The following is a 21,282-nucleotide window of genomic DNA, read 5'->3' as shown; positions in this document are numbered from 1 at the left end:
AGAATGCCATGGTTAACCTAAAAACGTTGAACCAAGTTTTACCTGTAGCGATTATTGGCGCTGCATTTGGCGATATCATTTTAACGATCAAAAAACTGCCAACCAGTGGTGGCGATGAAGTGGCTCGTGAGCAATCTAAACAGATCGGTGGTTGTGCTTTTAATGTAGCACGCAGCCTTGCTCGCTTGGGCATTGACATTATCAATGGCATTCCCGTGGGAAATGGACCCTGGGGTGAGATGACAAAAAGGGCCATGCAACAGGAAGGTCTTGTGCCCCTTCTGCATAATCACCGGGTCGATAATGGTTGGTGTTTAGCGATGGTAGAACCGGATAAAGAGCGTACCTTTATTACGGTTGAAGGATGCGAACAGTATTGGTGTGAAGATCAGCTTAACCAATTGGATATCAGTAATGGATCTCTGGTGTATGTATCTGGTTACGAGTTGGTTGATAAAGAGAGTGAACCTTTGAAAAAATGGTTGCTGAGCTTAGACCCTTCCGTGCGCATCTTTGTCGATTTTGGACCAAGATTTGCTGAGATCGATTCTGTATTTATTACTCAATTATTGGCAAAAAAACCGATTCTTACTATCAACAGAGATGAGTTTAAGATGCTGGTTCGCAATAACGAGGCTTCGATCGACGATGCGAAAAAGTTTTCGGATGCCTCTGGAGTAAGCTTAATTTATCGCTTAGATAAACATGGCGCATGGGTGATCGAACCAATGAGTGAGGCTATCAATATACCAGCACACAACGTTGAGGTCGTTGATACGATCGCAGCAGGTGATAGCCACTGTGGTGGTGTACTAGCCGGGCTATCTTCAGGCTGGTCACTTGCAGATGCGGCACGACTTGGTAATGCGGTAGCGGCAATAGTTGTTTCGACAGAGGGCGCTAATGGTGCTCCGACGATATTGGAGCTAGAAAGCTTTTTACTTAATAAGTCTTAGTCATTTATTTTTGAGCTTTTAACGTTCTTCATGCCCCAAGCGCTCTGCAGGGGCATTTTTTATTTCTATTTTTTGACGATATGACGGCGTAATCTTTTCGCTGTTTTACCTCATCGCCCAACCATTTTCATTATTCATTAATAATTTGTGAGTTTAAGCCTGCTGTCACTCTTTCTTATTTTTTAAGAGATAACAATTTAGGAGAGATGGCTGAGTGGTTGAAAGCACCGGTCTTGAAAACCAGCATACGTTTACCATATATCTGGGTTCAAATCCTCTAATACTCAGAGCCGCTCTACCTTTTAAAACAAAGCCGCTGAGTTAATCCTCAGCGGCTTTTTTGCGTTTAGCGTAAATGATGACTTATAAACGCGAATTTAGCCAATTAGCTGTTATTTCTAGTAGCTCTTTACTTTGATGTGCCTGTGGATCAAAGACATTAAAGATATGATCACCATCTTTTATGACGACAGCTGTAGCGTCTTTACTGCCTGATGCGGTGATCAGTGTATTCGCATTTTCCCACGGTAAAACGGTATCGTTAGTACCTGAAATCGCTAATAGGGAACCTGTAAATTGCTTCATCAATGTGAGTGATTGCTGGGCTTTTAATTGTTCAAACCATGTTAGGTTTACTTTAAATGGTGAACGCCAATCATATTTAATTAATGCGTAGCCGTTCTGTTTTGCCTCGTCATAGTATTGTTCAAAAAAGGCTTTCATTGGTGCAATGCCATTACCAACAGCAGGAGACCAGACAGCAAGTGATTTAATGTTGGGCTCTTCGATGACCAATAATTGTGAAATTAATGCGCCTTGGCTAAAGCCGATAACCCCAATACGATGCTTATCTATTTTGGGGTTAGCTTGAAGGTAGTTAAAAGCAGTCTGTCCATCGAGAACAGCAGAAGATAAAGAGTATGCTAAGTCAGATGTTTTACTGTCACCACTGCCTGCAAAATCGAGACGAATAGATGCAATACCTAATGCTTCTAATTTTTCACTGAGAGATTTATATAAATTACCCACTTCATCTTTTTGTGTCCCTGTTCCATGGAGCATGATCACTGCAGGTATCTGTTCATCTATTTTCTTATCAGGTACCGAGAAGATAGCTGGAATATCATAGCTGCCATTATGTAGAGAGATTTGCTGAGCGTCGGCAAGGGCCATATTAGAAAAACTTAATAGTAACGAAGGGATGATATATTTTTTAAACATGATTAAAGATTAAAAATGAATGGTATATTGGTTATTCTAAATTGATTTAGTTTATCTATCTGACAATAAAGTTAAAAATCAGATGTCTATTACAAATCATGAGTCATAAAAAGCAGAAAGGTCTAGCGCCATCACTAGACCTTTATTGGGTTGAACCCAGTATTGGGCTTATCCCATAAACTTCGTCATAAAGTTGCTGATATTTGAAAGGCTAGCCGCAGCCATTACCACCACAATCAACACACCTGTAACGGTTAGATACATTGGGTGCTTGTAATCACCGACAATGTCTTTGCGGCGAGTCGCTGCAAGTACCATGGCTAATACCACTGGCAGAATAATACTGTTAATAAGACCGGCTAACATCAGTAGTAGAATAGGCATGTTCATGGTCACGGTGCCAAGGCTGGTGATGATAATAAAACCCACACACCATGCTTTTTCATTGCGCGCAACCACAGGGAATAGGGTTTTAATTAGCGAGATTGCCATGTAAGAGTTACCAACCACCGAGGTAATTGAAGCAACAAATAACACCAAACCAAAGATAAAATAACCTATGTCACCTGCACCTTGACGGAACGCATCGGCGGCTGGGTTTGAGGTCTCTAATACCGCACCTGTTGCAATCACGCCAAATACTGCTAAGAACAGCAGAATACGAATAACAACAGCGATGGAAATGCCAGCCCATGCTGCTTTTTCAATTACGCTTACGTTTTCTTTACCTTGCAAGCCAACATCAACTAAGCGCTGCGCCCCTGTGTAGTAACCACCGACAGCACCACCAACAATGGTTAACGTTGGCAGTAATAGGTTACTCATATCTGTTGGTATCACTGCCGCTTTTAGTGTTTCACCCATAGGTGGAAGGCTAGTCATTGCCACATAAGCAATCAGCACAATCATAAACAAGCCAAGGTAGCGCGCCATTTGATCCATGCGTTTTGAGGCATTATGAACGACAAACAGTAAACAACCGACAACACCTGTGAACAATGCGCCCCATGTCGTATCGACACCTGTCAGAACATTGATACCTAATGCTGCACCACTGACGTTACCGAAGTTAAACGCCACTGCACCAAGCGCAAGTAGAATACCAACAACATAGCCCATCCCCGGGGTAACACGATTCGCAATGTCTTGGATACGTAAGCCAGATACACCCACAATGCGCCACAAGTTCATCACAATACCGAAGGTGATAAACATGGATGCAAAAACAGGAAATGCCATGTCGATTTTATAGATGTTTGTAAAAACAGCAGTTTGGGTTAAAAAGCCCGGACCAACAGAGGTCGTAGCCATTAGGAAAGCTACACTTAAAATTGCTTTGTTTTGCCAAGAAGTGTCTTGAGTACTGGTAGGTGCTGCAGAAGTCATCGTTGTCATGTTGATCTCTAAAATGTTGTCTCTCTCTTTATATAGAAAAAAGAAAGACAACTGACCGAGATCAGCTGACTCAAAGAAAAGAAAAAAAACGTAAAAACAGATAGTTACGAAATGTAATCGTTTGCTTCGACGCGGATATTAGTGACATGAGGTAAAGCTGTCAACGAAAAATTAGAATAAAAATTAGATTTTACTTATTTGTGCGATATTTATTTTCGTAAGGAATGTTTAGTGAGAACTTTTCACTAAGTCAGTTAGATTTTGTCGAAATATTGGAAGCGATAAAGAGAAAGTCGCTGAATGATGATCAGCGACGTTGAGTTTGAAGCGTTAAGATTTTAATGCCAGTACAGTACCGAAGGTAACCAGTCCTACGCCACAGAGTTGGTTTAGTCGCTTCTTCATATTCAATAAACGTGTTTGCAGTGCTTTTGATGTAAATAGGATCGCAACAAGGCTAAACCATAAACAGTGCATCGCAATCATGTAACCACCATATAACAAGGCAATGTGGTTATCGCTTGCGTCTGTCGATACTACTTGGCTAAACACGCTTAAGAAAAACAGCATGGTTTTAGGATTTAACGCGTTACAAAGAAAGCCTTGTGCTAGAAAGTGTTGGCTACTTTTACTCGGCTTAGTTGCACCTTGTAGATCGGTTTTGTTGTCAGAAAAAAAGATCCCATTTATCCCTAAATAAATTAGATAGGCAGCACCTGCATAGCGAATGGCATTAAATAGCATTTCATTTTGTGAGATAAGGTAACTGATCCCCAATAATGAGTAAGAAATGTGTATGGTGATCGCAAGGCTAATACCGATTGCAGTCCAGATCCCCGCGGAACGTCCGTGATTGAGGCTGTTTTTTAACACTAATACGAAATCAGCACCGGGACTTATTACAATCAATAATCCCAAGATCGCTAAGCTGATCAGTTCCATTTGTCTCTCCAGCAAGTTTTTTATGGCGATATTGTATGCGTGCGATGGCTATGTTTTAATCGAAAAGAAGTGAAATAACATGTGAGAAAAATTCACAGATGAGACATCTTAAAGCTTTTCATGTATTCGATGTGGCAGCGTCGTGTTCAAGTTTTAGTGAAGCGGCACAGCAATTGAACATTACGCATGGTGCAGTGAGCAAACAGATCAAGACGCTAGAAACGTATTTAGGCGTTGCGCTTTTTTATAAAAAAGGGCGTAACGTCTTTTTAACGCAGGAAGGTGAAAAGTTAAAAGTGTCTACCCGTCAAGTATTTAACGTATTGGAAAACACTGTCAATGCGTTGCGACAGTCAAGGCTTCATACGTTAGAGGTATCATGTGAGCCAACATTAACCATGCGTTGGTTAATGCCTCGATTAAGTGGCTTTTATGAATCGTCAGGTATTGATGTGCGTTTATCGACAGCTGGTGGTGCTGTGCAATTAGGGATAAATGGCTTATCGCTTGCGATACGTCGTGATGATTTTGAGTGTCATCGTGATTACTACAAAACGTCATTAGTTGAAGAATGGGTGGGGCCCGTTTTCTCGCCCGATTATTGGGAAAAAGTGAAGCACGATCTAGGCAGTATCACGACGATTCATAGCGCAACTCGATCTAGCGCATGGAAAAACTGGCAGCAAATGAGCGGTACAGCAACTGATTTTACTCACCACTCGCAGCAGACATTTGGTCATTTTTATTTTTGTATTCAAGCGGCTATTGATGGACTAGGGGCTGCAATGGGGTCATATCCTTTTGTTATGGATGACATCAAACGAGGTGTGTTGGTCGCGCCATTTGGTTTTGTGCCGTCGGGGTGTGATTATATTCTGATGAGTGATAAAGCACATTTAGTCGGTGAAGAAAAACAGTTTGCTGATTGGTTAGTGGATAATTTATCGCAGGCTATACCGAAGTGATAAAATGAATAAAGCCGCTAATTTAAAGCGGCTATGGCAATGGTTTTTTTAGGCTTCACGAGCGATCAGAGTCGATTTCTGATCACCAAGCTGATAGTTATTAATCGCGATAACACGTTTTGTCATACGTGGATGGCTTGATGTAATTTCTTGTAAAAAGCCAAACACGGCAGGCACACTCAGCTCTTGTTGTACAAAACTGTCGTTATTGGTCGCAGTCACCAGTTCGCGGCTTCCAGATGCCAGCGTGATGAGTGCATTAATGCTGGCGGATTTATTATTAATAATTTCAGCAGCAATGCGATCACAGGTCAATTCACACGCACGACTATAAGCTGAACCTAAGAAAGGGATAAACATTGCTGGTTTCATTAATAAGTTAATCCAGAAATTTACATGACCTGCAGCATGGTGAGCAAGTTCATGAGCAATGACAAAACGCAGTTGATCTTGTTTTTTCTCTTCCCATAATAAATCAACTAAATCGCTAAACAGTAGTGTGTATTTACGAGATAGAAATTTCACCGCTAACGCATTGGTTAAACCATGAGAATTTACAATAAACATTTCAGGCTTTTCTTTCATATCTAGCGCAGTGGCTATTTCGTCAGCCATATTATTTAAATTTGCATATTGATTTTTATTAACGTGAACGGCATTACCAAAAATACTAGCTTGAAAGAATTTACTTGATAGCCAAATAAAGAATGCGACTGGAATAAGAAAAATAAGAATACTAAAAAATGTGCCTAGTAATAATCCAACCCAAATTAATCCACCAATAATAATGCATAACATTTTATAAAGATGTTCTTTAGGATGACGTAACGAAGAAACGTTCATTAAATAATTCCTTTTGTCAGTTAATTAAAATCATCAATAGGAAAAATAGTGCAATTAAGAGTAATGACAGGCAAATGTAAGAGTATAAAAGTGCGATGCACATAATGAAAAAATAATGTTATTTCTTTTTGGTATTTCATGTTGTAATTAGGTGGCTTAATTGTTCTTTTTGTTACTAAATTAATGCTTTTAAGGCTGTGTCATGATTAATTCGACTTTTCATCGGGATATGTCACATTAATTATAAAGTCTTGCCATTTATTTTTTATCTTGTTTCTATATTGAAAATATAAATTTCATCTAATAGATAATAAAAATCAAATAATGAGATCTTTATCAATTTAAAAATTTATCTTTATTATGATGTGATCTTGTTTGTTTTAGATCAAATAAATAAATCATTAAGTAGGTAAAACAATAGTAAAAAGATATTTGATTATTCTTGTGTTATTTACGAAAGCATTTTTTAACAGAGTGTTTTGGTAATTAATATTATTTAAATTAAGGTAAATATTATGAGCAGTGCATTCTATATTCCTACTGTTAACTTTATGGGCGCAGGCTGTTTAACTCAAGCGGCTGATGCGATTAAATCTCACGGCTTTAAAAAAGCACTCATTGTTACCGATAAAGTATTGAACCAAATTGGTGTGGTTACTCAAGTGGCTGTATTGCTCACTGAGCGTGATATTGACTCTGTGGTATACGATGGCACTCAACCAAACCCAACCATTAAAAACGTTGATGAAGGTTTAGCGTTACTAAAAGAAAACCAATGTGATTTTGTGATTTCATTGGGTGGTGGTTCTCCACACGATTGTGCGAAAGGTATTGCTTTATTGGCTGCTAACGGTGGTCACATTGGTGACTATGAAGGGGTTGACCGTTCTGCAAAAGCGCAGCTACCTGTGGTTGCAATTAACACTACAGCGGGTACTGCATCGGAGATGACCCGTTTCTGTATCATCACTGATGAAGAACGTCATATTAAGATGGCGATTGTCGATAAAAATACGACCCCATTAATATCTGTCAATGATCCTCAGTTAATGTTGGCAAAACCTGCATCATTAACCGCTGCAACAGGGATGGATGCATTAACTCACGCTATTGAAGCGTATGTTTCCATAGCCGCAACCCCCATTACTGATGCAGTGGCGATTAAAGCGATTGAGTTAATTCAACAAAACCTACGTATCGCTGTGAAAGAAGGTCAAAACCTTAATGCTCGTGAGCAAATGGCGTATGCACAGTTCATGGCTGGTATGGCATTTAACAACGCGTCACTCGGTTATGTACATGCGATGGCGCACCAGTTAGGCGGTTACTACAATCTTCCTCATGGTGTATGTAATGCGGTTTTACTGCCACATGTTCAGCGTTATAACGCACAAGTATCAGCTGAGCGTTTACGTGATGTTGCTAAAGCGATGGGCGTTGATGTCGAAGGTATGACTGCAGAGCAGGGGGCTAATGCGGCACTTGAAGCAATTGTCGCGCTATCTAAAGATGTTGGCATTCCACTGGGTTTAAAAGAACTGGGTGTGAAAGAAGAAGATATCGCATTATTGGCTGATAATGCATTGAAAGATGCTTGTGGTTTCACTAACCCTAAACAAGCGACCCATGATGAAATTTCACAGATCTTTATGGCTGCAATGTAATTGCTAAAGGAATGAGATAGTAAAAAGGCAATCGAGTGATTGCCTTTTTTAATGGTTAACTTTTATTTAAGCTTAATTGCGTTAAAGCAGTGGGCTAAACATATAGAAAAAGCGCTCAATAAATTTGTTCTTCATTGAACGTTTGCTCCATTGTTCACGATCGATTTCGTCAGAATCAGCAATATAACGTTGTTGTAATTGGCTGAGCTCTTGGGTGAAAACGATATTATCGACCGCCATCGTCACTTCAAAATTAAGCCATAAGCTTCGCATATCAAGATTTACAGTGCCAATTAGGCAATGGCTATCATCAATAACCACAGATTTTGTGTGTAACAACCCGCCGTGGAAACGATGGATATGTACGCCTGATTCCAGTAAATCACTAAAGAATGAGCGGCTTGCCCATTCCACCATTATTGAATCATTTCTGCGCGGAATAACAATGTGTACTTCAATACCACGATCAGCCGCGCCTTTCATTGCATGCAGTAAATGTTCACTCGGCACGAAATAAGGGGTTGTGATAACGACAGATCTTTGTGCTTGGTAAATACTGAGTAACAACGCTTGATGAATAATATCATCTGGCATACCTGGCCCTGATGGTATGACTTGTACCGTGTCTTTATGCGCCGTATCCAAGGTACAGGAAGGCAGTGGAGGTAAAAAGCGTTTACCTGTTTCTACCTCCCAATCCCATGCTTGAATACAATTTAGCACTGAGACGGTAGGGCCTGAAATTCGCACCATGACATCGACCCATTGACCCACGCCCGCATCAACTTTAAAGAATGCAGGATCGACTAAATTCATAGAGCCTGTGTAAGCAATATGATCATCGACTACGACAATTTTACGGTGTAGACGTAAATCCAGACGACGGAAGAACATCCTAAACGGTGATACCGCTAAGGCTTCAACTAATTCTATCCCAGCACCGCGCATTAACTTAGGCCAATGCGATCGGAAGAAGCGCATACTGCCCGCAGAATCAAGCAACAAACGAACTCTAACACCACGTTTAGCCGCTTGAATTAAAGCAACCCCAACTTCATCAGCAAGTCCACCAGGGTTCCAGATATAAAATTCAAGGTGGATTGAATGTTGTGCATGGTTTATATCGTTAACCAGCGAACGTAAAATTTCTTGTGGTGATGATTGTAAGGCAAGATCATTACCAATAAGCCCGGGTATACCTAATCGATTTTCACATAAATCACTGATCGGCTTAGCAACAAAGCTCATTTGTTGAGGTTGATGCCCCGGACAATCATTGAGTTGTTTAAACCAATTAGCAAAAGGCAAAAACATTTCACGCGCACGCTCAGCTCGCTTGTTACCAAGATTTAATTCACCAAATAATAGATATGCAATTACCCCACCGATAGGTACGATGTAAATGATCATCATCCACGCTAGCGATACTCCTACAACACGACGTTTAAAAACGACGCGAACAGTAACCGATGCGATGAGTAACCAATAGGCGAAAACGCCAATCCACGTTAAGACTTGATAAAATTGTTCCATCAAATGACTTCATTGATTCAATAATACGTTATAGATATATAGTGCATTGAAAAGTAAAAAAAACCTAATATTTAGGGTGTTTATTAACAAAAATGGGGTGAAGAATCAGTTTTAACTGTTTAATTAAATGCATAAATTACATCTAATATTACTTACTGAAATGTATTGAGAAGAAGTATTTAGTAGATAGCGATATACCATTTTTCTCTGGTGTTAATTGCATCCCCCGACTTTTCCTTTGATATTGTGCTGGTATACTCGCTCGCTCTTTTGTTGTAAGGCTGCCTTATGTTTACTCTTGTTTACCAACACCCTGATTTTTTAGTTATTAATAAGCATCCAGGTATCAGTGTTCATAAAGATGACAATGATCAGCCGTTACTCGCTGCTGTTGCTGAACAAACTGGCGACGAAAAGCTCTATTTAATCCACCGTCTCGACAAAATGACATCAGGTTTACTTTTGCTTGGACGCAATAAAGCAGCGGCATCGATCCTGTCTTCAAATTTTTCTGAGCGGGTGGTCGAAAAGTTTTATGTAGCAATAGGCACCAAAAAGCCAAAGAAAAAACAAGGCGTGGTGATTGGTGATATGACTCGTTCCCGTCGTAGTAGCTGGAAATTAGAAAGTACAAAGGAAAATCCAGCCATTACTCAGTTTTTCTCAACAGCTGCAGGTGAAGGACGACGTTTATTTCTCTGTAAGCCGCATACAGGGAAAACGCATCAGATCCGTGTTGCATTGCGTAGTGTTGGTTCTGGTATCACTGGCGATGATATTTATGGTACTGAAGCGTCAGATCGTGGTTACTTACATGCTTATGCACTGTCTTTTCCTTATAAAGGCGAAACACAGCGTTTTATTTGTCCACCAACAGACGGTAAATTATGGCAAGTTGCTGAGACACAACAGGCGTTAAATGATTGGAATCAGCCATGGCAACTAGAGTGGCCGACACTGGCTTATAAAAAGGCGAGTGTATAACGCTTTGAAATCGTTGCTGTGTTTTTCTGCAGTTTATTTAGAACTGTATAAATTCTCAGCAACGAGCATCAGCACATATTCTTGGTGCTATAACTATCAATAAGCTTAACGTATAATGGCTGTCTAGGATCACCTAGCAAGAGAAAAAACATGCGTATTGCCCGTTCAAGAGCTCATAGAAAGCAACGTCATAATCAACGTCAACTTCGTCATTGTCGTTATCGGGCACAGCAGTTCTTTCAATTAAAGTACGCTACGTTTTATTCCCCTTACCTGCCTGAATTGAAACAGACTGACATTGGTATTTTTCCATTATCGTCGCAATTAATTTACCTTAATTATCCGGCTTTTATCCCCCTTTGTTTGCCTAGAGAAATTACAGCTTCAGCATCGCCAACGGCTCTATTATTAGCGGCTTGAGTAATAATATAAGACGTGGAAACTGGTATTCTTGTGGTCAGTGGTTAAAATAGCGCCCTTAATTCACTATATAGTTTGAAATTATGGAAATAAGTGCATTACCCACTTTAGAAGCTCATCTACTCACAGCCTTGTCTTCACCGCCAAATGAAGTTCGCCGACTCTTTCATGGCCGTGGACGTTGCTGGCAAGGGTTAGAGCAAATAACGGTTGATTGGCTACAAGGTCAAGTACTTGTTTCCTTGTTTAAAGAGCCTTCTCCTGATTTCTTAGCTGAACTTACCACTTTGCTGAATAAACTGACTAAAACAGCAGAATGGAAAAACAGTGGTGCGACATCGCTATTGCTTCAACATCGTGATCGCGAAGGATCGCCGATGGAGGTGATTTGGGGTGAAACGTCTGAATATCAAGATGTGATTGAAAGTGGCTTAGTGTACAAGTTGGATCTTGGACGTAAGCAAAATAACGGCTTGTTCCTTGATATGCGATTGGGCCGTGATTGGGTTCGCGAGCAAGCTGCAGGTAAACGTGTATTGAATTTATTCGCTTACACCTGTGGTTTCTCGGTTGCTGCCATTGCTGGTGGCGCAGAGCATGTTGTGAACCTTGATATGGCAAAAGCAGCACTAAGCCGTGGTCGTGATAATCACCATTTAAATAAACATGATTTAAAGAAAGTCAGTTTCTTAGGTCATGAATTATTTAAGTCATGGGGTAAGGTGCGCAAATATGGCCCATACGATCTTATTATTATTGATCCACCATCATTTCAGAAAGGGAGCTTTGCGCTCACGAAAGATTACCAAAAGATCTTACGTCGCTTACCTGAATTGTTAACCGAAAACGGTACAGTGTTAGCGTGCGTGAATGATCCGAGCATTACTTCAGCTTTCTTAATTGAAGGTATGGCAGCAGAAGCACCAGAACTCGTATTTGAAAAACGTCTCGATAATCCACCGGAGTTTAAAGATATTGAGCCAGAAGGTGGTTTAAAGGCATTGGTCTTCCAACGCAACTAATAGAAAATAAATGCAACAACTTTCTTATCCCTTATGTTTTTAATATAAGGGATTTTTTATATCTTATTGCGACCTTACTAGTTAAAAAAATGGGTAAAGACTCACATAGCCATATATTCAACCTTACTAACTTGTTCATAATTAAAGCTAATGTTGCAATTTTATAGCGGCCGACAAATACTTTATAGAGATAATATATATAAAAAAAATACAGTATTTTTAGTTAGTTCGTTTAGGGTAACCACATAACGAAACATAGATTAAGGATAAGTCATTATGTTTAAGTCTTTTTTTCTCGATCGTCGCTGGTTTTTATGGTCGATTTTGGGAAGCGCATTAATACTTTATGGTACTTGGTATAGTGTACAAATTACAGTTGAAGTCAATGAGTGGTATGGCTCTTTTTACAATTTACTGCAAAAGGCAATGACAACGCCAAACTCAGTGAAGTTTGAAGAAATACTTGCGGGAACCTTAGAATTTTTCAACATAGTGTCTTTGTATATCATTATTGCCGCTTGCTTAGAATTTTTTACTAAGCATTTCGTGTTCAGATGGCGAACAGCAATGAATGACTATTACACCTCTCATTGGGATAAGATCCGTCATATAGAAGGGGCATCTCAGCGTGTACAAGAAGACACAATGAGGTTGGCAGCGATCCTTGAAACACTAGGGGTTAGTTTTTTACGTTCAGTCATGTTGCTTGTCGCTTTTTTACCGCTATTGTGGACATTAAGTGAGAATATTAAAGAACTACCTTGGATTGGGCCCGTTGAGCATTCCTTGGTTTATTTAGCCATCATTATTTCTGTTTTTGGAACAGGGCTTCTCGCTGTTGTAGGAATTAAACTTCCGGGGCTTGAGTTTAATAATCAAAAAGTTGAAGCCGCGTATCGTAAAGAGCTTGTACATGGTGAGGATCATCTGGAGCGAGCGCAGCCTGAAACACTTAAAGAACTGTATTCAAACGTGAGGAAAAATTACTTCACATTGTTCAAGCATTATCTGTATTTTGATATTGCTAAGTTTTCTTATCTTCAATATACAATGATTATACCTCTCATTGCGATGGGACCTGCTATTGTTTCCGGTGCACTGACTTTCGGGCTCTTTACACAAATATCTAATGCTTTCAGTAAAGTAGAAGAATCATTTCAATATTTGGTGCATTCTTGGAAGACTATTGTTGAATTGATGTCGATTTATAAACGTTTGAAAGCATTTGAAGTACAAATTAACGAGGCTATTGCGGCTTCAGAAATAACAATAGACGAGCAAATTTAAATATACCTATCAATACTGAAAAGCCCGTGCCAAATGATCATTGGTACGGGCTTTTTATCACTATGAAAATGAATATTAATTCAGTTCATCACAAGAGTCTTTAGATACCGCTTGCTGCGCCATTGTACGACCACTGATATCTTTGATCGTAATTAGGTAATTTACGCCGCTATCAAATAAAGGCTTTATTTCTTTGTTATTACAGTAGTTTCTCGCCGCCGTTTTGGCAGCATTGGATGGCGAAACACGACTTTTTCCACCATAAAGAACATTAATTTTAACGGTATTTCCTGACGCGTAAGCTTGGGTTATTTGATAGGCATCAATTTTGGGATAAGGTGCTTTACTATCAATTGCAGCCGCGCGGCTTTTTGCTAATGCTTCTGCAATTTGTTGCTTTTCATGAGAAGCACAGCCACTAAGCAGTAATAAACCTAATGATGCGGTGATTAGCGCTTTGCTTATAGTTAATTTCACAATCTCGCCCTTAAATAAATTATGGAAGCACTTTTTTGAATGGCTTCACAATCACATTAGCGTATACGCCTGCATCAATATAAGGGTCAGCGTCAGCCCATTGTTGTGCTTGTTCTAAAGATGCAAATTCTGCAATAACAGTCGAGCCTGTAAATCCGGCATCACCTGGATTCTCACTATCAATAGCAGGCATAGGCCCTGCAACTAATAAGCGACCTTGTTCTTGTAAATCTTTTAAACGTGCAAGGTGTTTTTCACGAACACTCATACGGCGCTCTAAGCTATTTTCTACGTCTTGAGAAAAAATGACGTACCACATTATTGTTCTCCCTAATAAAATCAGAAGTGATAGCGCTAAAGTATCGCTGGCTATCTTGTTGTTCTATTTCCCCATAGTAACCAATAAAAAAAGCACTAACTAGGCGTTAGTGCTTTTTTGTCGGTTAATGTTGTACTTGTTAGCGAAATAGTGCCTTGTCTTATTACGCTTTTACAATAGGGCGCGGACGACCTTCACTATTAATTGCAACATAATTAAATGTTGCTTCACATACACGGTATCGATCACCAACAGCTTCTACATCAACCGGTTTTACCCAAACTTCAAGGCCTACGCTCATGGATGTATTGCCAATGCGTTTACACTCACCGTAACAACAAACCACGTCACCAACACTAACAGGGGCTTTAAACTCTATTTTATCAACAGAGACAGTCACAACACGCCCGCCAGAAATTTCTTTGGCAAGGATCGCGCCAGCTAAATCCAATTGGGACATGATCCAACCACCAAATATATCACCGTTGGCGTTGGTGTCGGCTGGCATGGCAAGCGTGCGAAGCAGAAGCTGTCCGCGAGGGATATTATTTTTAGTGTTCATGATTTACAACTTTACTGGTTATTGTCACTTTTCGGTAAGTGGCGATAAATGTAGCCACCGGTGAGGAAGGTAAAGAGCAATGTTAATGCTAATAGCCCAAATACCTTAAAGTCTACCCATATATCTAACGGGAAATTGAATGCAATATAGATGTTTACTATAGCGCAGACAACAAAAAACACACTCCAAGCAAGGTTAATTCGTAACCAAATTGATTCTGGTAAGGTAATTTCTTTACCAAGCATACTTTTGATCAGTGGTTTACCCATAAATTGGCTGATAAGTAATGCCAGAGCAAAGATGGCGTAGATGATGGTGACTTTCCACTTTATGAAGTTTTCATCATGGAGGAAAATGGTTAAGCCACCAAAAATAGCCACCAATACGAAAGTAACCAGTTGCATTTTTTCGACTTTTTTATAGATAAACCAAGTCAAAGCTACCTGAACCGCTGTTGCTGCAATTAAAGCGCCTGTGGCGATAAAAATGCCACTCGTTTTGAATAAAATAAAGAAAATGATAAGGGGGATAAAATCTAATAATTGTTTCATTACAACAACTCATTTCTAATAATTAATAAGAGTATACCCTTTTAGTATGGTGAATGAAAAAGAGCGAAGAAAAAGCGACGCCTATTTTTGTTAGATAGGCGTCGCTAAGAAAAGGATAGTTGTGTTATTACTTAGTCGGTTCTTGAACGATAAGCCTATCAACAATCACCGCACAAGCAGCATCACCAGTGATATTCAGTGCCGTTCTTATCATGTCAAAGATCCGATCAAGGGCAAATAACAGTGGTAGACCTTCAATGGGTATACCTGCTGAAAGCAAAACGGCAACCACAAGGAAAGAGGGGCCCGGGACACCAGCTTGTCCAACCGCACCTAAAGTGGATGTCAAAATGATGGCGACATAGGCGCCTATGGTTAAATCAACTTGGAATATTTGAGCAAAGAAAGTTGCAACTAAACCATAGTAAATGGCATTACCACTCATATTAATTGTTGCCCCTAATGGCAGAACGAATGATGCGGTAGCGTTACTGACCCTTAATTCTTGTTCACACGTTTCCATGTTAACCGGTAATGTTGCCATAGAAGATGCGGTTGAAAGGGCTACTATCTGTGGCTTTTTCATGGCGGATAAAAATTCGAGAGCAGAGGTTTTACTCAATATTTGTACTAGCAGGGGATAGAACACAAAACCGAAGATAGCAATGGCGGCAACGTAAACAATAAACAGTTTAAAGACCACCATCAATGCATCAAAACCAAAGGTGCCGACCGCATCTGCCATTAAACCAAATACGCCCAGTGGCGCTATTTTCATTACAACGTTAATCATCCATACCATAGCATCAACGATGGCATTAATACCGTTGATTAAAGGATCTCGTCGCTCTTTTTCTAGTTTAGAAACAGCGATACCAAAAAATAGACAAAACACTAAGATCTGTAAAATATTAGCTTCGGTTAAAGACTGGAATACGTTAGTCGGGATCATCCCTAATACGGTGTTCCAAAACGTTGGCAGCTCGCCTTTGTCGGCATAGGTTTTAGCAAAGAGGCCTGACACCGCACTAAGATCAATACCGATACCAGGTTTGAAAATATGCCCCATTCCCAAAGCAAGCATGACTGCAATAGCGGAGGTAAATATAAAAAATAACAGAGTGGTAATTCCAACTTTACCAGCAGATTGACTGTTACCTAATCCAGCAGCACCTGAAATGATAGCAACAGCGACCAATGGAATAACTAACATTTTAATTAGGTGAATAAAGATACTGCCCAACGGTGCAAATATTGAAGCCGAATGCCCCATCATCGCGCCAACAAATGCGCCAACAAACATGGCAATAACAACTTGTACGCCAATATTTTTCATTAAACTTCCATTATTTGGCACAGTACTGACCTCTAAAATATTGATATAAAAGTATAGTAAGCATAGTCGTGTTTATTTAGTTTTAATCGTTACGCGAATGTGTATTGGGTGTGCCTTTACATGCAATCATCATTGCTTGCAATTACGAGGATTGAGGTTTTCTGTTGAGCGTTGAAAAAGAGTGGTAGCAATATGCATATATTAGAATAATTGCTTATCGTCTGGTGGTTTTTTATTGCGTGGTTAAGTAAAAGTGAATAATTTCATTTTAGTGTTTAAATTTAAATCCCTCTTTTTCGTTAACGATAGTTAAACGAGGTATAAAAAAGCCCATACATGAACAGCATCAGTAAGCTGAAATGTATGGGCTTATTACATTCGTTAGAATGCGTTATTTACTTGCTGCTTTCATCGATGAAATGAATGCAGATAATTTTTCTAACATTACAGTGTTGTTTTCAAGATTTTGCTCGATAATTTTCACGACTGCTGAGCCTGAGATTGCGCCCGCTGCACCTGCAGTGATCGCTTCTTTAACTTGCTCTGGCGAAGAAATACCAAAGCCTAAAATAGCTGGCGGCGCGTTATGTGCTTTAAGGCTTGAAAGCAAATGTTCAATTGGCATGCCTGCTTTTGTTTCAGCCCCTGTCACACCTGCGCGTGATAACAAGTAAGTGTAACCACCACCGAGTTCAGACACAGCTTGGAGCGTAGTTTCGTCTGCATTTGGTGGGGCGATAAAAATTGGATGAACACCGTATTTATTTGCCGCATCACGAAACTCTTGTGACGCATTAACGGGAACATCAGCAATTAATACTGAATCTACTCCAGCTTTTGCACACTGCTGATAAAAGTTATCGATGCCAGCTGCAAACACAAGGTTGGCGTACATCAATAACCCGACTGGCACGTCTGGGTATTTCTGACGAATTTGTGTCAGTAATTCAAAACACAAGGTTGGTGTGGTGCCTGATTCTAATGCGCGAATAGTTGCGCCTTGAATGGTAGGGCCATCAGCGAGAGGATCTGAAAATGGAATACCTAACTCTAAAGCATCAGCGCCAGATTCAACCAAGGTATCAATGATCTTCATTGATTGTTCTGGTGTTGGATCGCCAATGGTAACAAAAGGCACAAAAGCGCCTTCATTGCGCTCAGCTAATGTGCTGAATAATTGTTGATAACGATCCATTATATTGCTCCTTTTTCCTGCAAAATATCGTGAACAGTAAAGATATCCTTGTCACCACGACCTGATAAGTTAACCACTAGCAATTGTTCTTTTTCTGGCTCAGCATGAATAAGCTTCATGGCGTAAGCTAATGCATGAGCAGACTCGAGCGCGGGAATGATCCCTTCATTACGGGCGAGCAATTGGAATGCATCTAGTGCTTCATCATCAGTCACAGAGCCGTATTCAGCACGACCAGTTGCATTTAAGTGAGCATGTTGTGGACCGACAGATGGAAAATCAAGACCTGCTGATACAGAGTAAGACTCTTCAACTTGACCGTGTTGATCTTGCATCAGTGGTGCTTTCATACCAAAGAAAATACCTAAGGTACCGTGTTTAAGAGGCGCACCATGCATATCGGTATCTAAACCTTTACCGGCAGGCTCTACACCAATCAGTTTCACATCTGTTTCTTCAATGAAATCCGAGAACATACCGATGGCATTTGAACCACCACCGACACAAGCAATAACCGCATCAGGTAGGCGACCTTCTTTCTCTAAGATCTGGGCTTTCGTTTCTTCACCAATAATATGCTGGAATTCTCGTACAATCGTTGGGAATGGGTGAGGGCCCGCCGCTGTACCTAACAAGTAGTGTGCTTTGTCATAACTTGCAGACCAATCGCGCATTGCTTCATTACAAGCATCTTTTAAGGTTGCAGAGCCTGAGTGGACAGGAATGACTTCTGCTCCCATCAACTTCATACGGAATACGTTAGGGCTTTGACGTTCAACATCTTTAGCACCCATATAAACGCGGCATTTAAGGCCGAGTAGTGCACAAGCAAGTGCGGTAGCAACACCGTGTTGACCGGCACCTGTTTCAGCGATGATCTCATTTTTACCCATGCGTTTAGCAAGTAATGCTTGACCTAACACTTGGTTAGTTTTGTGCGCGCCACCGTGTAATAAATCTTCACGTTTCAGGTATAGCTTTGTTTTTGTCCCTTTCGTCAAGTTCTGACATAGCGTTAGGGCAGTTGGACGACCAGCGTATTCTTTAAGTAGTGTAATAAATTCTTGTTGAAAACTTGGATCTTGCTGCGCATCAATAAACGCATCTTCCAATTGGTCTAATGCAGGCACTAAAATTTGTGGTACATACTGACCACCAAATTCGCCAAAAAAGGCATCTAATTTACTCATAATTATTTATCGTCCTTAATATTTTTGATTGCCGCGAATGCCGCACTCAATTTATTCGGGTCTTTTTTACCTGGCGCACTTTCCACACCAGAATTTAAATCAAGGCCATCAAATCCTAATGCTGCCGCTTGTTGTGCGTTGTCTGCATTTAAGCCACCAGCCAGTAATATACCTTTGCGATCGCCGCTTTGGATCAACGACCAATCGAAGCTTGTCCCTGTACCACCTGTTTGATTACCTACTTTACTATCTACAAGGTGTTTATCAACTTGGTATGCTGATAAATCAGGTAAAGCATCTGACACCCCGTGCGCTTTCCAAATTTTACATTGAGCAGGAAGTTGTGCTTTTAACTCATTAATATATTGCTGCGTTTCTGTGCCATGTAGCTGCACAACACTGAGTGCAAGTTGTTTTGCCGTATCGACAATTGTTTCAAGCTCTGCATTTTGGAAAACACCAACATAATCGAGTGGGGCGCCTGTCATCACATGGCGTGCTTGCTCGATATCAACACAGCGAGGAGAGTTAGAAACAAAAATTAAACCACCGTAAACGGCACCATTTTGGTAAGCGATGGTGGCGTCTTTGGCTTCGGTTAATCCGCAGACCTTGTTATCACCAAGTAACACACGGCGTACCGCAAGATCGAGGTTATCTTCAGCCATTAACGAGCTACCAATTAAAAAGCCATTGGCATATTGAGATAACTGGCGAATTTCTTGATTGCTATAAATACCTGATTCTGAAATCACAATCGTGTCTTGCGATAGTTTAGGCGCAAGCTGTTTGGTGCGCTCTAAATCAATGCTTAAGTCACGTAAGTTACGGTTGTTAATACCAACAACTTTCGCTTTTAAGTTAATCGCACGTTCAAGTTCTTCTTCGTTACTGACTTCAGTTAAAATGCCAAGATTCAACTCATTAGCAACATCAGCAAGGGTTTGGTATTCCTCGTCATTAAGGACCGACAACATAAGTAAAATAGCATCAGCTTGATAGTGACGAGCTAGATAGACCTGGTAGGTATCAACCATGAAGTCTTTACATAGTACGGGTTGGCGTACTTGATTACGGACTTGAGGGAGAAACTCAAAGTTACCTTGGAAGTACTTTTCATCGGTTAGGACTGAAATCGCACTCGCATAGTTGTTGTACACACTTGCAATGTAATCAAGATTAAAATCGTCTCGGATCAAACCTTTTGATGGTGAGGCTTTTTTACATTCAAGAATGAATGCAGGGCGCTCTACACCGTTATCAGTATTGGATGATAAGGCTTGGTAGAAGTCGCGATCACTTGGGACGAGATCATCAATAAATGAATCAAGTGGTTGTGATGCTTTACGTGCTTCTACCCAAATTCTTTTGTCAGCAACAATTTTTGCTAATACTGTTTCCATGATTATCCTCGTGCTGCCAATTTTTCCACTAATTCAAAAGCTTTGCCTGATTGCATGACTTCAATGGCTTGTTGCGTATTTTGTTTAAGATCTTCTTGACCGAATAAACGTAATAGTAGGGCTACATTGACGGCCACCGCACCAACTTGGGCTGGCGTACCTTTACCGGTTAAAATGTTAGTGATAATGGCACGGTTCTCTTCAGGTTCGCCGCCTTTAATTGCCTCTAACGGGTAGGTGTCCAAACCAAAATCAGCAGGAGTGAGAGTGTATTCTGTGATTTCGCCATTAATGATTTCCGCAACATGGGTTTCACCATGAATAGCCACTTCATCTAAACCACTACCGTGAACCACAGCCGCACGTTTCATGCCCATGGTAGCCATGGTTTCTGCAATCGGACGAACGAGGCTATTGTCGTAAACCCCCATAAGTTCAATGTTAGGTTTTGCTGGATTAATTAAAGGCCCCAGTACATTGAAGATGGTGCGGGTTTTCAATGTTTGACGTACAGGCATAGCGTGGCGTACACCACCGTGATATTCAGGCGCAAATAGGAAACACACGCCAAGTTCATCTAATGCGCCACGTGCGTTTTCTGGTGTCATCGCAAGGTTGATCCCAAATTTATCAAGTAGATCGGATGAGCCAGATTTGCTTGAAACGCCTCGGTTGCCGTGTTTCGCCACTTTAATTCCACACGCAGCTGCAACAAATGCCGCAGTGGTTGAAATATTAATGGTATTGGCACCATCGCCACCGGTGCCTACGATATCGGCAAAGTCATAATCTGGGCTTGGGAAGGCGTTGGCATTAGCGACTAAAGCACTTGCGGCTCCAGCAATTTCTTGTGGCGTTTCACCTTTAATTTTCAACGAGGTTAAAACGGCCGACAGAATAATGGGATCGACCTCACCCTTGATAATGGCATCAAATAGGGTGTGACTCTCTTGTTGGCTCAGAGATTTTTGATCGTAGAGTTTATTGGCAATATCGTAAATTTTGTTATCCATAATC

Annotated in this window: 21 protein-coding genes; 7 read left to right on the top strand and 14 right to left on the bottom strand. The window is 40.5% G+C overall.

Annotated features, from left to right (window positions below):
- Positions 1-8: 8 nt before the first annotated feature.
- The gene (locus C9J45_RS00970) at positions 9-956 is read left to right on the top strand and encodes a PfkB family carbohydrate kinase (RefSeq protein WP_107205651.1); all 948 of its coding nucleotides are present in this window, start codon (positions 9-11) and stop codon (positions 954-956) included.
- Positions 957-1,319: 363 nt separating this feature from the next.
- Here C9J45_RS00970 and C9J45_RS00965 read toward each other — a convergent pair whose 3' ends face one another.
- The 3 genes from C9J45_RS00965 to C9J45_RS00955 all read right to left on the bottom strand — a co-directional run bounded on the left by C9J45_RS00965 (position 1,320) and on the right by C9J45_RS00955 (position 4,514).
- Complete coding sequence (locus C9J45_RS00965; RefSeq protein ID WP_158259262.1) at positions 1,320-2,129, bottom strand: S9 family peptidase; 810 nt, start codon at positions 2,127-2,129, stop codon at positions 1,320-1,322.
- A 216-nt stretch (positions 2,130-2,345) separates the two neighbouring features.
- Positions 2,346-3,572, bottom strand: coding sequence for an NRAMP family divalent metal transporter (locus C9J45_RS00960; protein ID WP_199187004.1), 1,227 nt, complete (start codon positions 3,570-3,572; stop codon positions 2,346-2,348).
- A gap of 330 nt (positions 3,573-3,902) precedes the next feature.
- Complete coding sequence (locus C9J45_RS00955) at positions 3,903-4,514, bottom strand: LysE family translocator (RefSeq protein WP_107292047.1); 612 nt, start codon at positions 4,512-4,514, stop codon at positions 3,903-3,905.
- 98 nt (positions 4,515-4,612) lie between these two features.
- On the opposite strand from C9J45_RS00955, the gene C9J45_RS00950 reads away from it, so the two are divergent.
- The gene (locus tag C9J45_RS00950) at positions 4,613-5,479 is read left to right on the top strand and encodes a LysR family transcriptional regulator (RefSeq protein WP_107292046.1); all 867 of its coding nucleotides are present in this window, start codon (positions 4,613-4,615) and stop codon (positions 5,477-5,479) included.
- Between the two features lie 48 nt (positions 5,480-5,527).
- Here C9J45_RS00950 and C9J45_RS00945 read toward each other — a convergent pair whose 3' ends face one another.
- Positions 5,528-6,322: a M48 family metallopeptidase gene (locus tag C9J45_RS00945; RefSeq protein ID WP_107292045.1), complete on the bottom strand. Its 795-nt coding sequence runs from the start codon at positions 6,320-6,322 to the stop codon at positions 5,528-5,530.
- 515 nt (positions 6,323-6,837) lie between these two features.
- Between C9J45_RS00945 and yiaY the strand changes: the two genes are divergently transcribed.
- The gene (yiaY, locus tag C9J45_RS00940) at positions 6,838-7,986 is read left to right on the top strand and encodes an L-threonine dehydrogenase (protein ID WP_107292044.1); all 1,149 of its coding nucleotides are present in this window, start codon (positions 6,838-6,840) and stop codon (positions 7,984-7,986) included.
- A gap of 81 nt (positions 7,987-8,067) precedes the next feature.
- On the opposite strand, the gene cls is transcribed toward yiaY, so the two are convergent.
- Positions 8,068-9,519 (bottom strand): cardiolipin synthase, encoded by a 1,452-nt coding sequence (cls, locus tag C9J45_RS00935; RefSeq protein ID WP_107292043.1) that lies wholly within the window; start codon positions 9,517-9,519, stop codon positions 8,068-8,070.
- Between the two features lie 288 nt (positions 9,520-9,807).
- On the opposite strand from cls, the gene C9J45_RS00930 reads away from it, so the two are divergent.
- The 4 genes from C9J45_RS00930 to sbmA all read left to right on the top strand — a co-directional run bounded on the left by C9J45_RS00930 (position 9,808) and on the right by sbmA (position 13,232).
- Complete coding sequence (locus C9J45_RS00930) at positions 9,808-10,503, top strand: TIGR01621 family pseudouridine synthase (protein WP_107292042.1); 696 nt, start codon at positions 9,808-9,810, stop codon at positions 10,501-10,503.
- 150 nt (positions 10,504-10,653) lie between these two features.
- Positions 10,654-10,923, top strand: coding sequence for a hypothetical protein (locus C9J45_RS00925; RefSeq protein ID WP_107292041.1), 270 nt, complete (start codon positions 10,654-10,656; stop codon positions 10,921-10,923).
- An 83-nt stretch (positions 10,924-11,006) separates the two neighbouring features.
- On the top strand, positions 11,007-11,945 hold the full coding sequence (locus tag C9J45_RS00920) for a class I SAM-dependent methyltransferase (RefSeq protein WP_107292040.1): 939 nt from the start codon (positions 11,007-11,009) through the stop codon (positions 11,943-11,945).
- Between the two features lie 276 nt (positions 11,946-12,221).
- Entirely contained in the window at positions 12,222-13,232 is a 1,011-nt protein-coding gene (gene sbmA / locus C9J45_RS00915; RefSeq protein ID WP_107292039.1) for a peptide antibiotic transporter SbmA, read from the top strand.
- Between the two features lie 75 nt (positions 13,233-13,307).
- On the opposite strand, the gene gspS2 is transcribed toward sbmA, so the two are convergent.
- From gspS2 to trpD, 9 genes are all read right to left on the bottom strand, one after another.
- On the bottom strand, positions 13,308-13,709 hold the full coding sequence (gene gspS2, locus C9J45_RS00910; RefSeq protein WP_107292038.1) for a type II secretion system pilot lipoprotein GspS-beta: 402 nt from the start codon (positions 13,707-13,709) through the stop codon (positions 13,308-13,310).
- A gap of 19 nt (positions 13,710-13,728) precedes the next feature.
- On the bottom strand, positions 13,729-14,028 hold the full coding sequence (locus C9J45_RS00905; protein WP_006646989.1) for a YciI family protein: 300 nt from the start codon (positions 14,026-14,028) through the stop codon (positions 13,729-13,731).
- Positions 14,029-14,191: 163 nt separating this feature from the next.
- Positions 14,192-14,590, bottom strand: coding sequence for an acyl-CoA thioester hydrolase YciA (gene yciA / locus C9J45_RS00900; protein ID WP_107292037.1), 399 nt, complete (start codon positions 14,588-14,590; stop codon positions 14,192-14,194).
- 11 nt (positions 14,591-14,601) lie between these two features.
- Positions 14,602-15,141, bottom strand: a complete 540-nt coding sequence (locus C9J45_RS00895; RefSeq protein WP_107259469.1) for a septation protein A — start codon at positions 15,139-15,141, stop codon at positions 14,602-14,604.
- A gap of 127 nt (positions 15,142-15,268) precedes the next feature.
- Positions 15,269-16,477, bottom strand: coding sequence for a dicarboxylate/amino acid:cation symporter (locus tag C9J45_RS00890; RefSeq protein WP_107292036.1), 1,209 nt, complete (start codon positions 16,475-16,477; stop codon positions 15,269-15,271).
- 391 nt (positions 16,478-16,868) lie between these two features.
- Entirely contained in the window at positions 16,869-17,672 is an 804-nt protein-coding gene (gene trpA / locus C9J45_RS00885) for a tryptophan synthase subunit alpha (RefSeq protein ID WP_107292035.1), read from the bottom strand.
- Entirely contained in the window at positions 17,672-18,862 is a 1,191-nt protein-coding gene (trpB, locus tag C9J45_RS00880) for a tryptophan synthase subunit beta (RefSeq protein ID WP_107292034.1), read from the bottom strand. Before trpB ends, trpA begins: the two co-directional genes overlap by 1 nt.
- Positions 18,863-18,864: 2 nt before the next feature.
- On the bottom strand, positions 18,865-20,265 hold the full coding sequence (gene trpCF, locus C9J45_RS00875) for a bifunctional indole-3-glycerol-phosphate synthase TrpC/phosphoribosylanthranilate isomerase TrpF (protein WP_107292033.1): 1,401 nt from the start codon (positions 20,263-20,265) through the stop codon (positions 18,865-18,867).
- A 2-nt stretch (positions 20,266-20,267) separates the two neighbouring features.
- Entirely contained in the window at positions 20,268-21,278 is a 1,011-nt protein-coding gene (gene trpD / locus C9J45_RS00870; RefSeq protein WP_107205669.1) for an anthranilate phosphoribosyltransferase, read from the bottom strand.
- Positions 21,279-21,282 lie beyond the last annotated feature (4 nt).

The organism is Photobacterium sp. GB-1 (genome assembly GCF_003026165.1).
Taxonomy (GTDB): Bacteria; Pseudomonadota; Gammaproteobacteria; order Enterobacterales; family Vibrionaceae; genus Photobacterium.
The sequence above is the reverse complement of the archived record's forward strand: the minus strand, read 5'-3'. Positions and strand labels throughout refer to the sequence as shown.